General features: G+C 72.6%; 10 protein-coding genes. 8 read left to right on the top strand and 2 right to left on the bottom strand.

The window, feature by feature from the left end; all coding sequences use genetic code 11:
• Positions 1–39 precede the first annotated feature (39 nt).
• On the top strand, positions 40–2,958 hold the full coding sequence (locus ACH41F_RS39985) for an AAA family ATPase (RefSeq protein ID WP_391231855.1): 2,919 nt from the start codon (positions 40–42) through the stop codon (positions 2,956–2,958).
• 218 nt (positions 2,959–3,176) lie between these two features.
• Here the strand turns inward: ACH41F_RS39985 and ACH41F_RS39980 are convergent, their stop codons facing one another.
• Positions 3,177–4,931: a M4 family metallopeptidase gene (locus ACH41F_RS39980; protein ID WP_391231853.1), complete on the bottom strand. Its 1,755-nt coding sequence runs from the start codon at positions 4,929–4,931 to the stop codon at positions 3,177–3,179.
• A 303-nt stretch (positions 4,932–5,234) separates the two neighbouring features.
• On the opposite strand from ACH41F_RS39980, the gene ACH41F_RS39975 reads away from it, so the two are divergent.
• From ACH41F_RS39975 to ACH41F_RS39960, 4 genes are all read left to right on the top strand, one after another.
• Positions 5,235–6,461: a serine hydrolase domain-containing protein gene (locus ACH41F_RS39975; RefSeq protein WP_398839719.1), complete on the top strand. Its 1,227-nt coding sequence runs from the start codon at positions 5,235–5,237 to the stop codon at positions 6,459–6,461.
• An 84-nt stretch (positions 6,462–6,545) separates the two neighbouring features.
• Positions 6,546–7,223 (top strand): AIM24 family protein, encoded by a 678-nt coding sequence (locus tag ACH41F_RS39970; protein WP_391231851.1) that lies wholly within the window; start codon positions 6,546–6,548, stop codon positions 7,221–7,223.
• Between the two features lie 112 nt (positions 7,224–7,335).
• The gene (locus tag ACH41F_RS39965; RefSeq protein ID WP_391231849.1) at positions 7,336–8,295 is read left to right on the top strand and encodes a pyridoxal-phosphate dependent enzyme; all 960 of its coding nucleotides are present in this window, start codon (positions 7,336–7,338) and stop codon (positions 8,293–8,295) included.
• A gap of 120 nt (positions 8,296–8,415) precedes the next feature.
• Entirely contained in the window at positions 8,416–10,029 is a 1,614-nt protein-coding gene (locus tag ACH41F_RS39960) for a serine/threonine protein kinase (RefSeq protein ID WP_398839718.1), read from the top strand.
• Here the strand turns inward: ACH41F_RS39960 and ACH41F_RS39955 are convergent.
• The gene (locus ACH41F_RS39955) at positions 10,021–11,436 is read right to left on the bottom strand and encodes a serine hydrolase domain-containing protein (RefSeq protein ID WP_398839717.1); all 1,416 of its coding nucleotides are present in this window, start codon (positions 11,434–11,436) and stop codon (positions 10,021–10,023) included. The genes ACH41F_RS39960 and ACH41F_RS39955 overlap by 9 nt on opposite strands.
• Positions 11,437–11,520: 84 nt before the next feature.
• Between ACH41F_RS39955 and ACH41F_RS39950 the strand changes: the two genes are divergently transcribed.
• From ACH41F_RS39950 to ACH41F_RS39940, 3 genes are all read left to right on the top strand, one after another.
• On the top strand, positions 11,521–12,495 hold the full coding sequence (locus tag ACH41F_RS39950) for a TIGR03557 family F420-dependent LLM class oxidoreductase (RefSeq protein WP_391231844.1): 975 nt from the start codon (positions 11,521–11,523) through the stop codon (positions 12,493–12,495).
• 112 nt (positions 12,496–12,607) lie between these two features.
• Positions 12,608–13,642, top strand: coding sequence for a hypothetical protein (locus ACH41F_RS39945; protein WP_398839716.1), 1,035 nt, complete (start codon positions 12,608–12,610; stop codon positions 13,640–13,642).
• A 60-nt stretch (positions 13,643–13,702) separates the two neighbouring features.
• On the top strand, positions 13,703–14,128 hold the full coding sequence (locus ACH41F_RS39940; protein ID WP_391231841.1) for an SsgA family sporulation/cell division regulator: 426 nt from the start codon (positions 13,703–13,705) through the stop codon (positions 14,126–14,128).
• Positions 14,129–14,161: the final 33 nt, after the last annotated feature.

The following is a 14,161-nucleotide window of genomic DNA, read 5'->3' as shown; positions in this document are numbered from 1 at the left end:
GCCTCGGTGACCAGGGCGATCGGATGACAGGATGGGGCTGTGTCTCCGACCTCCTTCGCCTCCCCGCTGATCGGGCGGGCCGACGAACTCGCCCGTCTCGCCGATGTCCTCGAACGCGCCCGGGGCGGTGAGGCGCGTGCCGTCCTGATCGCCGGGGACGCCGGCGTCGGCAAGACCCGGATGCTGGACGAGGCCGCCGGGCGCGCCGCCCGGGAGGGGATGACCGTGCTCACCGGGCACTGTGTCGACCTCGGTGACGTGGGTCTGCCGTATCTGCCGTTCACGGAGATCCTCGGCCTGCTCGCCGCCGACGAGCGGTTCGCCCCGGTCCTCGGCGGACATCCGGTCGCCGAGCGGCTGTTGGGCGGCGGCGGCGACGGCGGACGGTTGCAGCTGTTCGAGGGGATGGCGGCGCTACTGGCCGATCTCACGGACGTCGCCCCGCTGTTGCTGGTCCTGGAGGATCTGCACTGGGCCGACCAGTCCTCCCGGGACCTGCTGCGGTTCCTGCTCAGCCGGGGCGTTCTGCAACGGTCGGCGGGCGGGGCGCCCACCCATCGGCTGGCCCTGTTCGCCTCCTACCGGGCGGACGATCTGCACCGGCGTCACCCGCTGCGCCCGTTGCTGGCCGAACTGGTGCGGCTGCCCGCCGTCGAGCGGCTGGAGCTGCGCCCGCTGGCCGACGCCGAGGTGACACGGCTCGTGCAGGCGCTCCAGGAGCGGCCCCTGTCGGCCGCCACGGTCCGGCGGATCGTCGAACGGGCCGAGGGCAACGCCTTCTACGCCGAGGAGCTGGTCGCGGCCACGGACACCGAGGCCGGCGGAGTGCCCAGCGCGCTGGCGGACGTGCTGCTGATCCGGTTCGAGCAGCTGTCGGACACCGCCCAGCAGGTGCTGCGGACCGCCGCCGTGGCCGGGCGCCGGGTCGAGCACGACCTGCTGCGGGACGCCGTGGGGCTGCCCGAGGACGAGCTGGAGTCGGCGCTGCGCGAGGCCGTCGGACGCCAGCTCCTGGTCCCCGGCGACGGCGACACGTACTCCTTCCGGCACGCGCTCGCCCGCGAGGCCGTCTACGCCGATCTGCTGCCCGGTGAACGGGCCCGCCTGCACGGCACGTTCGCCCGGCTGCTGACCGGGCGGGGCCGCCGGCCCGAGTCGGCGGCGGAACGGGCGCACCACTACCGCGAGAGCCATGGACTCGCCGAGGCGCTCACCGCCTCGCTGGAGGCGGCCGATCACGCCCAGCGGATCGGGGCGCCGGCGGAAGAGCTACGGCATCTGGAAGCGGCCCTCGACCTGTGGTCGGCGGTCGAGCCGGCCGCACGTCCCTCCGCGGACCGGGTCACGCTCACGCTGCGGGCCTCCGCCGCGGCCGCGCACGCCGGTGAGGCGCACCGCGCGGTCTCCCTCACCCGTTCCGCGCTGGCCGGCATCGACCAGGACGCCGACTCCGAACTCGCCGCACGGGTCCGCTACACCCTCGCCGGGAACCTGATCGACGTCGACAACCTGACCGCGGCGTTCCAGTACAGCAGCGAGGCGCTCGCCCTCATCCCGGCCGATCCGCCGTCACGGACCTGGGTGTGGGCGGCGGCCACCCATGTCAGCGCCGCCCGGCACGTCGGCGAGAACGAGATCGCGCTCCGCATCGCCCGCGAGGCCCTGCGCGTCGCCGAGCAACTCGACGCGAAGGACGCCCGGGCGGACCTGATCATCTCCCTCGCCGCCCTGGAGAGCGGCGGCCGCCGCACCCCGGCGGGCCGGGAACGGATCACCGAGGCCAGGGAGTTGGCCCGCGCGGTGGGCAACGCGCCTGTGGAGATGCGCGCGCTGTTCAACCTCGCCATCGGCTGCTACGAGTCCGGCGATCTGGAGGAGTCGCTCCCCTGGCTCGCCGAGGGCCTGGACCGGGCGCGCCGTGCCGGGCTCTTGTCGTCGGCCTACCCCCAGGCGATGCGCCACCTCCAGCTCGTGGTGCTCTACACCCTGGGCCGCTGGGACGAGTGCCTGCGCGCGGCGTCCGGCGACACCGAGATGCCGGCGCTCAGCGGGTACGCGGCCGGGCCCGCGCTCTACGTCGCCCTCGCGCGCGGTGATCTCACGGCCGCCGACCGGGCCCGTGCCCTGCTCAAGGGGCCTTTCGACTGGATGGGCACGCTCGTCGCGGGCATCTCGCTGACCGAGGCGGCGGCGCTGCGCGGTGACGCCGAGGCCGCGGTGGAACAACTGCGGTCGACGGTCAAGGCCCTCACCGACGACGCGGGTACACGTCCCGACGTCACGGTCCGGCTCGCCGCCCGCGCGCTGTCGGCGGTCGCCGACACGGCCTGCGGGCTGCGCCTGACCGGCGACGAGGCCGGCGCGGGACGGTGGACGGCCATCGCCGACGAGCTGGTGGAGTCGGCCCGGCACACGGCGCGGCGCGGGGAGGACGGCACACCGCAGGGGCCGGAGGGACAGGCGTGGCTGGCGCGCGCCGAGGCGGAGTGGGCGCGGGCAGTGTCCGGGCCGGACGTGGCGGCCTGGGAGAAGGCGGTCGCCGCGTTCAGCTTCGGTGACGCCTACGAGTACGCCCGCTGCCGGTTGCGGCTCGCCGAGGCCCTGGTGGCGGCCGACCGGCGCGCGGAGGCGGCGGCCGAAGCGACCGCCGCCCGGGAGACGGCCGTACGGCTGGGGGCGACGCTCCTGCTGGAGCAGACGGACCAGCTGGTCCGCCGGGCCCGTCTCTCGGCCGCCCAGGCGACCGCGCCCGGCTCCTCCCCGCTGACCGCCCGCGAGCAGGACGTGCTGCGGCTCCTCGCCCTCGGGCGCAGCAACCGGCAGATCGGCGAGGAGTTGTTCATCAGCGGCAAGACGGCGAGCGTGCACGTCTCCAACATCCTGGCCAAGCTGGGGGCGGCGAGCCGGACCGAGGCGGTGGCCGTCGCCTATCGCGAGGGCCTGATCGCCCCGGAGTGATCAGCGGCCCGCGCGGTCGAGGCCGCGCGGGTCGACAGCGGGGGCTCTGGACGCGCAGGGGGAGCCGAGGTGCCCGGGGGCCGGACGGCGTCGGCCGTGGCCTGCGTCCCCTTGTCGTCGGCGTGGAGGTGGGCAGGGCCCACTGCCCCTCCTGCGACGCCGAGTTCGGTGTGTCCGGCGAGGTGGAGAGGCAGTGGGCGCGAGAGTGCCGTGTGCCGTCAGTGCCTGGTCGCGGGCGTGTTGGCCGCGGTGACGTTGACGGCGGCCCAGGAGCGGTTGACCGCCTTGTACTCGGCGCTGGTCGCGCCGTAGAGGTCCTTCGCCGCCTTCAGGGTCGCCACGCGGGCGTCGTGGAAGTCGGTGGAGGAGACCATGTAGCGGGTCAGGGCGCGGTAGTAGATCGCCGTGGCCTTGGTGCGTCCGATGCCCTTGGCGGGCAGGCCGTCGATGGTCGGCGAGTCGTAGGTGACGTTGCCGATCTTCTTGCGGCCGCTGCCCTCGGCGAGCAGGTAGTACGCGTGCGAGGACACGCCGGAGCCGGCGTGCACCTCGGCGTCGTAGACGGCCGGCGACCAGTAGTCGATGGCGCCTTCGAGCACGTCGAGGGAGGGCTTGTCGAGGCGGCGCAGGAACTTCTGGTCCAGGCCGAGCTTCTCGCCGAGCAGGTAGTTCGGCGGGTTCTTCGGGTTGTTGGCGCTGAACTCGACGTTCGAGCCGAAGATGTCCGCCAGCGACTCGTTGAGGGAGCCGGCCTCGCCGTACTGGTTGCCGTCCACGTCCACGCGGGTGGGCTCCAGGCGGGCGGTCGCGTCCACGACGCCGTGGGTCAGCTCGTGGCCGGTGACGTCGAGGACGACGAGCGGCTTCTTGAACATGTCGCCGTCGCCGTCGCCGTACAGCATGCAGCCGCAGGCCGGGTCCCAGAAGGCGTTGGCGACCTTGTTGCCGAAGTGGACCATCGCCTTGGCGCCCTTGGAGTTGTTGGCGATGCCCTTGCGCCCGAAGGTCTTCTTGTAGAAGTCCAGGGTCTTGGTGATGCCGTACTGGGCGTCGACGGCGGCGCTGGCGCGGCTGGAGGTCGTGCCGTTGCCCCACTTGTTGGTGGTGCTGGTGAACTTCTTGCCGCGGGCGAAGTCCTCCAGCTCCCGGTTCTTGGCGTCCCGGGTCTCGGTGCCCCAGCGGTTGGGGTCCTTCAGGAGGTAGGCGCGGCTGCCCGTCTTGGTGGTCGTGAGCGTGACCTTGCCGGCGAAGAGGGAGTTGCCGGTGCCCGAGGCGGTCGCCGCGAGGGCGTCGGCGCCCGGGGCGGTGCCGGTGGCCGGGTCCAGCTTCTCGCCGCGTGCGCGCAGGGTGTCGATGAGGTGCGGCGAGAGGAACTCGTCGCTGTCCGGCGTGTTGCTGCGCACCGTGCCGGTGAGGGCGTCGACGACGACCGTGCGGGAGCCGGTCTCGGCGGTGGCGCTGTCGGTGACCCGCACCTGGTAGGCGAGGGCCGAGGCACCGCCGCGGGCGTCGACGACGAGCTCGGCGGGACCCGCCTCGCCCTTGGCCGCGGCGGCGGCGCGCGCTTCGGCCTGCTGTGCCGTCAGCCTGGCCTTCGACGCCTGGGGCCGGACGGTGTGGTCGGCCGCGCGGGTGACTCCCGTGTAGGCCAGCTGCCGGGTGAGGTGGACGACGAGGTCGCCGCCGAGGACCGGCATGCCGCGATGGGTCCGGAGGAACCGGACATGCCGGGCGCCTTCGGGGTCGATCAGGACGTCCTGGGCCTGGAGTTCGTCGCCCGGGACGACGCCGGTCGCCTCGGTGTGGGCGAACGCGGCGGTGCGGGCGGCGTCCACGACGGACGCGGCGGTGACGGCCGGGGCCTTGCCCGGCGTCCCCGTGGACGGGCCGGCGACGGCCGTGCCCGCGAGCCCCGTGGCGGCGGTTGCCACGGCGACGGCGACGGCCAGGTTGCGTATATGGGGTCTACGCACTGTTGAGGGTTCCTTCGCGCAAAGGCGGCCGGGATCACCAACCGCCCTGGTGCATGGCGCGGTTGGGCGCCATGGGGGCTGGTCGGGCCCCGGGACCACACCCTTACGGATGAGTCATGTACATGTAAAGCCTGAATCGTCGCTTTTCCAGCACTTCATGGCGATACTTTGCGAATCCGCAGCGCTCAGTGAGCGATGAGTCACCAACTGTGCGTCGACTGTGGAGATGTGACGGGATGCGAGGAGGTTGCCCGGCGCATGTGTGATCGATCTCGCATCGAGGAGAAACGGGAGAACACTCGGATGACAACAGCAACGCTGCGCAGGGCCACGGTCTCGGGGGCGGTCCTGCTGTCCCTGCTCGCGGTCCCGGCCCACGCCACGACCGCCGGGCCGGACACGGCCCCGACCGTGGCGGCGGCCCTGCCCGAGCCCGACCTCGTGGGGCTGCGCGGCGTGCTGCGCACCGCCGTGCGACAGGGCGCGCCCGGCGCGATGGCCCGTATCGACGACCGCGGGACCGTGCACCGCCTGGTCACCGGCGTCGCCGACCGCGGGACCCGACGGGCCATCAGCACCCGCGACCGGTTCCGCATCGGCAGCGTCACCAAGACCTTCACCGCCGTGGTCCTGCTCCAGCTGGTCGACGAGAAGAAGCTGAAGCTCGACGCGCCGGTCAACCGCTACCTGCCCGGACTGCTGCCCGACGACCGCATCACCGTCCGCCACGTCCTGAGCCACCGCAGCGGGCTGTACGACTACTCCAACGACATGTTCGCCAGATCGGTCCAGGGCTTCGAGGCCGTCCGCACCAAGGTCTTCACCTACCGCCAGCTGGTGGCCCGCTCCCTGCGCCACGCCCGCACCAACCAGCCCGGCGCCGCCTACGTGTACTCCAACACCAACTTCGTCGTCGCCGGCATGCTCATCGAGAAGCTCACCGGCCACTCCGTGGGGACGGCGTACCAGAGCCGCATCATCGAGCCGCTCGGCCTGCGCGACACGCTGTACGTCCATCCCGCCACGACCATCCCCGGCCGCCACGCCCGTGGCTACCTGACCCCCGACACCGCGGGCGCGGCCCTGATCGACGCCACCCGGCAGACGACGTCCTGGGCCCAGAGCGCGGGCGCCCTGCTGTCCACCACCGGCGACCTCAACACCTTCCTGTCGGCGCTGCTGGGCGGCGAGCTGACCTCGGCCGCGAGCCTGACGCAGATGCAGCGCTGGTGGAAGGTCAACAGCACCACGGCGTACGGCCTCGGTCTGCGCCGCCGGACCCTGTCGTGCGGGGTGTCGGTGTACGGGCACACCGGCGCCGTCCAGGGCTACTACACCTACGCGTTCACCTCCAAGGACGGCAGGCGCAGCCTCAGCGCGCTCGCCAACGCCTCCAACAACGGGACGGTGCTCAACACGCTGGCGGGCACCCTGGAGTCGGCGTTCTGCGGCAGGCGCGGCACGGCAGTACGCGGCTCCGCACGGGTCGAGCGCTACGAGGACCTCGCCCCCGGGGTCGCGCTGGACTGACCTGGCAGCCGGCGAGAACATCACCGGAGCGACACACCGCGGGGCCCCATGGCGGAACACGCGCCTCCGGGACACCATGCCCGCATGAAGGGTGACCTCTTTTCCAGTGAGCACATGGTCCAGCCGGCCGCGGCGCCGGGTATGTCGGTCGAGAACGCGAAGTGCGTCAAGTACACGGTGAACGGGGAGATGTTCGCCCGGCAGGGCGCGATGATCGCCTATCGCGGCAACCTCCAGTTCGAACGCAAGGGCCAGGGCGTGGGCGGCATGCTCAAGCGCGCGGTCACCGGTGAGGGGCTGCCGCTGATGAGCGTGCGCGGCCAGGGCGAGGCCTGGTTCGCGCACGAGGCGCAGAACTGTTTCGTGGTGCAGGTGGACCCCGGCGACGAGTTCACGGTCAACGGCCGCAACGTGCTGTGCTTCGACGCCACGTTGTCGTACCGGATCGCGACGGTGAAGGGCGCGGGCATCTCCGGCGGCGGCCTGTTCAACAGCGTCTTCACCGGCAGCGGGATGCTGGGGCTGGTCTGCGAGGGCAACCCGCTGGTGATCCCCGTCTCGCAGCAGTACCCGGTGTACGTCGACACGGACGCGGTCGTCGGCTGGACCGCGGGCCTGCACACCTCGCTGCACCGTTCGCAGTCCATCGGGTCGATGCTGCGCGGCGGTTCGGGCGAGGCGGTGCAGCTGATGCTCCAGGGCGAGGGGTACGTCGTCGTACGGCCGAGCGAGAGCACTCCGCAGAAGCCGCAGCAGCACTGACCCCTGCCGGACGGTCGTCCGGGCGGCCGCCGAATCCGTGTTGACCGGCGCCCGCCCGACGCGCGAGGGTGCGAAGCGGTACGGACCGTCCGTGCCGGGAGGGTGGACTGTCTTGATCGGGATCTCCGACATCGAAGCCGCGGCCGAGCGGATCGCCGCACATGTGATCCGTACCCCGACCGTTCCGAGTCCTGGTCTGTCCGCCCTGCTCGGGGCGCCGGTCACCGTCAAGCTGGAGCTGCTTCAGCGCACCGGCTCGTTCAAGGCGCGCGGCGCGACGGCGAAGCTGCTCTCGCTGACCGAGGCCGAGCGGGCCGCCGGGGTCGTCGCGGTGAGCGGCGGCAACCACGGCATCGCCCTCGCGGTGATGGCCGCCGCGCTCGACGTGAAGGCCACGGTGGTCATGCCGCGTTCGGCGCCGGCGCACGCCCTGCGGATCGCGGAGGACGCGGGGGCGTCCGTGCGGGTGACCGACGACATGGCCGGCGCGTTCTCGCTGGTGACCCGGTTGCGGGACGAGGGGCTGACGCTGGTCCACCCCTTCGACGACCCGCTGGTGATCGCCGGGCAGGGGACCGTGGGCCTGGAGTTCGCCGAGGACGCCGGCGACCTCACCGACGTCCTCGTCAGCGTCGGGGGCGGTGGCCTGATCGCCGGTGTCGCGGCGGCACTGCGCGCCCGGCGTCCCGGAGTGCGGATCTGGGGCGTGGAGACCGAGGGCGCCGAGGCCATGTCCGAGGCGCTCGCCGCGGGCCGCCCGGTGCCGGTCGCGCTGTCCTCGATCGTGTCCACGCTGAGCGCCCCGTCCGTGTCCCGGCTGACGTACGACCATGTGGCCGCCCTGGTCGACGAGGTGCTCGTGGTGAGCGACCGGGAGGCGGTGCGGGGTTCGCTGCAACTCGCCGACCACGCCAAGGTGTGGGCCGAGCCCGCCGCGGGCTGTCTGCTGCCCGCCGCCCGCCGGGTGCTGGAACGGGTGGGCAGCGGTGCCCGCCTGGGGCTGGTGGTGTGCGGGGGCAACGCGACGACCGGGGATGTCACAAACTGGGCAGAACGCTTCGAACTGCTCTGATCGTGCGTCAACTCCTTGTCCATGACAGCCCGTCAGGAAAAGCACTCCGCTTTCCGCTGAACGCACCCCGTCACGTCTGCCGTACCTCTGGGAAAGGTGAGAGCCAGGGTTCGGCGAGGGATGGCCATGGTCAAGGCGCACGTCTCCACACACGAGTTGGTGGCCGGGAGGTACCGGCTGCTGGAGGTCCTCCATCGCGAGACGAACCGTGTCTGCTGGTACGGGGAGGACGTCGAGGCCGGGCGCCCGTGTCTGCTCACCCAGATCGGGCTGCCCCCGGACCCGGACGGGGAGAGCTCACGGCGCGCGATCGCCCGGGTCGTCCGGATGTCGCAGACCATGGGACGGCTCTGCCCCGGCCGCGTCGCCACGGTCGTGGACGCCGTCGAGGAGTACGGCACCCTGTGGGCCGTCACCGACTGGATCGAGGGCGTCTCGCTGGGTGAGGTTTTGGAGAGGGAGGGCGCGTTCGACCATGTGCGGGCCGCCCGGATCGGCCTGGAACTGCTCGACGTGCTGGAGGCCGGGCACGGCGAGGGCATCACGCACGGCGAGCTCAGTCCCGGCCAGGTGTTCGTGCGGGACAAGGGCCCTGTCGTCGTCACCGGCTTCGGCCTGACCGGCGCGACCCTCGCGCCCCGGGTCAGCGCCCCGTCGTACGCCTCCCCCGAACAGGCCCGCGACGAGCGCATCGGACCGGCGGCGGACCTGTGGGCGCTGGGCGCGATGCTCTACACGATGGTCGAGGGCCGCCCGCCGTTCCGGGACCGGGACAGCCCGGAGACCACGCTCAAGGGCGTGGACCGGCTGCCGCTGCGCAGCCCCGTGCGCGCCGGGCCGCTCACCCCGACCGTGCTGGGACTGCTGCGGAAGAACTCCCGGGAGCGGCTGAACCGTCAGGTGGTCCGTGAGGCGCTCACCCGTGTCGTCGCCGAGGACCCCGGCGCGCCCCTCGCCTCGGACCGCGGGCCGCGGCCGCGCGGCCTGTCCGTCGGCGGGCCCGGCCGGAGCAGGCGCGCCCTGGTCGCGGGCACCGCGCTGGCCGCCGTCACGGCGGCGGTGGTGGTCGTCGTCGTGGCCCGTGAACTGCCGGGCGGTTCGGACGACTCGGCGACCGACACGAGCACCCCCAGACCGTCCGCCACGGCCTCCGCCCCCGCCGCACCGCCCGGCCAGGCCCCCACGCCCGCTCCGACACCCACCCCTACGCCGACGCCGACACCGAGCCCGACCTCCGAGCCGACGAGCGCCTCCCCGACGCGCGAGCAGCCGCGGTTCCAGCACTACACCTCACCGCAGGGCTTTTCCGTGAGCCTCCCCGAGGGCTGGAAAGCCCTGAGCACCACCGCGCAGGACGATCTGGCGTACCGGGTCGTCCTGGGCGCGAAGGGCGACCCGCGCACGCTCGCGGTCACCTACAGCACACGGGTGGGCGACGACCCGGTCGCCGTGTGGCGGGACGACGTCGAACCGGCACTGAAGAGGGAGGGCGGAGGGTACGAACGCATCGGGGAGATCCGCGCGACGACGTACCAGGGCCGCGAGGCCGCCGACCTGGAGTGGCTCGCGACCGTCGACGGCACCCGCCTGCACACCCTGGGCCGTGGTTTCCTCATCGGCTCGGGCAGGGGTTTCTCGCTGCGCTGGACGACCCCCGCCGGCGACTGGGAGGACCCCGCCAACCAGCAGGCCCTGGAGACGGTCCTGCGCACCTTCCGGATCCCGTCACACTGACGCGCGCGGTGCCCGCATCGCCGCGACACGCGAGCTGTGCAGCGGCTGCGTGCGCCACCGCGCGGTGAACGTCCCGTCGGTGAGCGAACAGGTCAGATCGACGTGGTGCGGTGTCTCCAGCAGTGCCACGTCCAGCACCAGGGTGTCCTCGCCGGTCCAGCCCCCGCTCACGGCGGCGGGCACGGGCCCCTCGGTCACGGTCCAGCCCGGCGCGCCGAACCCCAGCTGAAGCCGCTGTCCGTCCTCGACGAGCGTCACCCTGCGGCCGTCCGCGGCGATCTCCAGCCCGGTGAGCCTGGGCAGTCCCTCGCACCGGCCGCCGTACGGGGTGAAGGCGAGGTCCTGCTCCAGCGGGGCGATCTTGCCCCCGGCCGGCGGCAGCGCGAGCCGGTCCAGGCGCTCGGCCAGGGCGGCGTCCTCCTGCGTGCGGCCCGGCAGCGGGTCGGCGCCGAAGGCCGGCAGCAGACGGTCCCAGACCAGGTCGAGCACCTTCTGCATCTCGTGCGTGGCCCCGGTGATCGCGACCACCGCGTCCTGCTCGGGCAGGACCAGGCAGTACTGCCCGTACAACCCGTCCCCGCGGTAGCCGTGCCGGGCCATCCAGAACTGGAAGCCGTACCCCCGTGCCCAGTCGCCGCTCCAGGTGCCGTCCTCGGCGACGAGGTGCGGGCGCGTCGCCTCGGCGACCCACGCCTCGGACAGCAGGCGCTCGCCCTCCCACTCGCCGCGCTGGAGATAGAGCTGCCCGAGCCGGGCGATCGCGTCGGTGGTGGCGTGCAGCCCGCTGAAGCCCAGCTGGCGTCCGGTCCGGTCACGCCGCCAGGCCACCTCCCCGATGCCGAGGGGATCGAGGAGGCGCGGCCGCAGGTAGTCGGTGAGCGACTGGCCGGTGACCCGCTGCACGATCGCGGCGAGGGTGTAGGTGGCGGGCTGGTTGTAGGCGAAGACCGTTCCCGGGTCACGCTCCGGCGGCAGCAGCAGGAAGCCGCGCACCGGCTCCTCGCGGTCGGCCGCCACCGCCCGGTCGTACGTCTCGGCCACATGGCCGCTGGCCATGGACGCCACGTGCCGCACCAGCATGGCGCGGCTGCGCGGGTCGGTGATGTCGGCCTCGAGCTCCGGGAAGTAGGAGATCACCGTGTCGTCGAGGCGGAGCAGCCCTTCCGCTGCGGCGATACCGGCGGCGGTCGCCGTGAAGCTCTTGCTGAGCGAGTACAGCAGGTGAAGGCGGTCGGCGGTGTACGGCGCCCACCACCCCGCCGCCACGACCTTGCCGTGGCGCAGCACCATCAGACTGTGCGGCTCGAGGTCGGGGTCGGTTTCCAGGCCGTCGAGGAGGGCCTGGACACCAGCCGGGTCGACGCCTTCGGCGGACGGGGCGCTCGTGGGCAGGGGGCGAACACGCATGCGAGCATCCTCTCCCGGCGGTCACGCCATGATCCAGACGCCCGGAAGCTGTTTTCCGTCCCTCAAGCCGGGGACTCGCCCTTTATGGTGCGAATCGGATACACGATGATGACCGAGCAGGCCGGTCCCCGTGACCTCGTGGACCATGTGGTGCGGGCCGAGGAGGTCGGCTTCGACTTCTCGGTGACCTCGGACCACTACTTCCCGTGGCTGCGTTCACAGGGGCACTCGCCGTACGCGTGGAGTGTGCTCGGAGCCGCCGCCCAGGCGACCTCCCGGATCCCGCTCATGACGTACGTGACCTGTCCGAGCTTCCGCTACCACCCGGCGGTGGTGGCGCAGAAGGCGGCGACGATGCAGCTGCTCTCCGAGGGCCGGTTCCGGCTGGGACTGGGCTCCGGGGAGAATCTCAACGAGCATGTGGTGGGCGGCGGCTGGCCGTCCGCGGACGTGCGGCACGAGATGCTGGAGGAAGCCGTCGAGATCATCCGGGCGCTCTTCGCGGGCGGCCATGTGAACCACCGCGGGAAGCACTTCGACGTGGAGTCGGCCCGGCTGTGGGACCTGCCCGACGAGCCGCCGCCGCTGGGCATCGCCGTCTCCGGTGAGCAGTCCTGCGCGCTCGCCGGCCGGCTCGCCGACCTGGTGATCGCGACGGAGCCGAAGCAGGGGCTCCTCGACGCCTTCGACCGGCACGGCGGCGCCGGCAAGCCCCGCGTCGGCCAGCTGCCCGTCTGCTACGACCCGGACCGGGAAGCGGCGGTCAAGCGCGCCCACGCGCAGTTCCGCTGGTTCGGCAACGGCTGGAAGGTCAACGCGGAGCTGCCGCACCCCGACTCCTTCGAGTCGGCCACCCAGTTCGTCACGCCCGACGACGTCGCCGCGTCGATCCCGTGCGGCGACGACCCGGAGGACTTCGTCGAGGCCGTACGACCGTATGCGGAGGCCGGGTTCACGGAGATCGCGCTGGTGCAGATCGGCGGCGACTCGCAGCCTGCGTATCTGGACTGGGCGGAGAAGACACTGCTGCCCGCGCTCCACGACGCCCTGGACTCCTAGGGTGGGCGGGCCCTGGACACGCCAGGGCCGCCAAAGCATCTCCAATGGGTGGATATAGGCTGCGTCCCTGCACCTGTGCGGTGCGACCGGCCCCCACCCAGGAGAGTCACCCGTGACCCTAGCGACCGCCCCGTCCGAGACGTCGTCCCCCGCGCCACTGTCCGACCTCGTGGCGCGGGACGCGCGGGAGTTCGGCGCCTACGCGCGCACCGGCGGATGGGCCTTCGCCCTGATGGTGGCGCGCAGCGTCCGGCCCGGCGGCCAGGGCGCGGACGAGACGCCGAAGGTGTCCGCGAAGGAGTTCGCCGAGCTCGCCGGCTGCTCCGCCGACCGTGTCATGCGGTACTACAAGGCGTGGGACCGGGCGGCCGACGACGGCCTCGTCCCGCACTTCGAGACGCTCGCGCCGGGCCAGGAGGTGGAGCTGCCGGACGCCGACGTGTGGCTGACCTACTACGTCTCCCGCAACAGCGCCACCTCCGAGCGCGGCACCGCCATCACCGAGGCCGCCGAGGCGGAGGGCATCCGGCCGACGAAGGCGCTGGAGGTGGCCGAGAACCCCACCGCGCTGCGGGCCGCGATCCTCGCCGACCCCTCCACCGCCCGCGCCGCCCGCCAGGCGCTCCTGGACCGGGTCCGCGAGGACCCGGAGCTGCAGGCCGAGCTGGCCCGTGACGTGGTGCGCACCGACGACCTGAAGAAGGCCGTCGCCACCGAGAGCAGGTCCGCCGACCGGATCGAGTACGTCCGTCAGATCGCCGAGTCGGGCCAGATCAAGACACCCGCCGGGCAGACCGTCGAGGCACCCGCCGATCTGCGCCAGGAGGCGGAGCGGCATCTGTCGCTCCTCGACGAGCTGGACGAGGACGAGGACACCGGCGAGTGGGCCACCGAGGCCTACGGCACCCTGAGGACCCTCGTGGTCGAGGCCGTGGAGGCCGACCCCGAACTGCGCGTCCAGGAGCGCCGGACGAAGTTCTACAGCAGCCTGCAGAAGGCGACGAAGGTGTTCGAGGAGCTCACCTTCGACGACGCGCAGGATTTCTACGAGGACGACATGGTCCAGCAGCTGGAGGAGTTGCAGCACGCCATCGGTGCCTGCATCACGGCACTGCGCGGAGCACGGGGGAATCACTCTCCGGAGTGAGCATCATGTGCCCCTACGGGGTACTTGAGGGCACACGTCATTTTTCCCGGAGGCCCTCGCGTGAACCCCATCGTGCACAAGACCATCGTCGTACAGCTCCAGGCGGGCGACACGGACCGCTTCCCCGTGCTCGCCCACCTGGGGTACGACCCCGCCGATCCGTTCGCCGTCACGGTCGTGTTCAGCCACGACGGCCGGATCCTCGCCCGATGGCGGCTGGACCGGGACATGCTCGCCGAGGGGCTCCTGCGCCCGGTCGGGATCGGTGACGTGCGGCTGCGTCCCATGTCGTGCGGCCTGTGGGAGGAGCTGCGCATGGAGTTCCTCGGCGAGGCCCGTCCCGACGGCGGCCGGCATCACGCCGTGGTGTTCGCGTGGGCCCCGGCGCTCGGCTCGTTCCTGCGCCGGACCCACGACGTCGTGCCGCCGGGGCAGGAGGAGACCCGGGTGGACGACCTGATCTCGGAGGTCTTCTCACGCGGCTGAGCGGAGGTCCTCCCCCAGGGGCGAGCTGAGTAG

The organism is Streptomyces sp. NPDC020489, from assembly GCF_044386545.1.
Taxonomy (GTDB): Bacteria; Actinomycetota; Actinomycetes; order Streptomycetales; family Streptomycetaceae; genus Streptomyces.
This window is presented reverse-complemented; position numbering and strand designations above follow the sequence as displayed.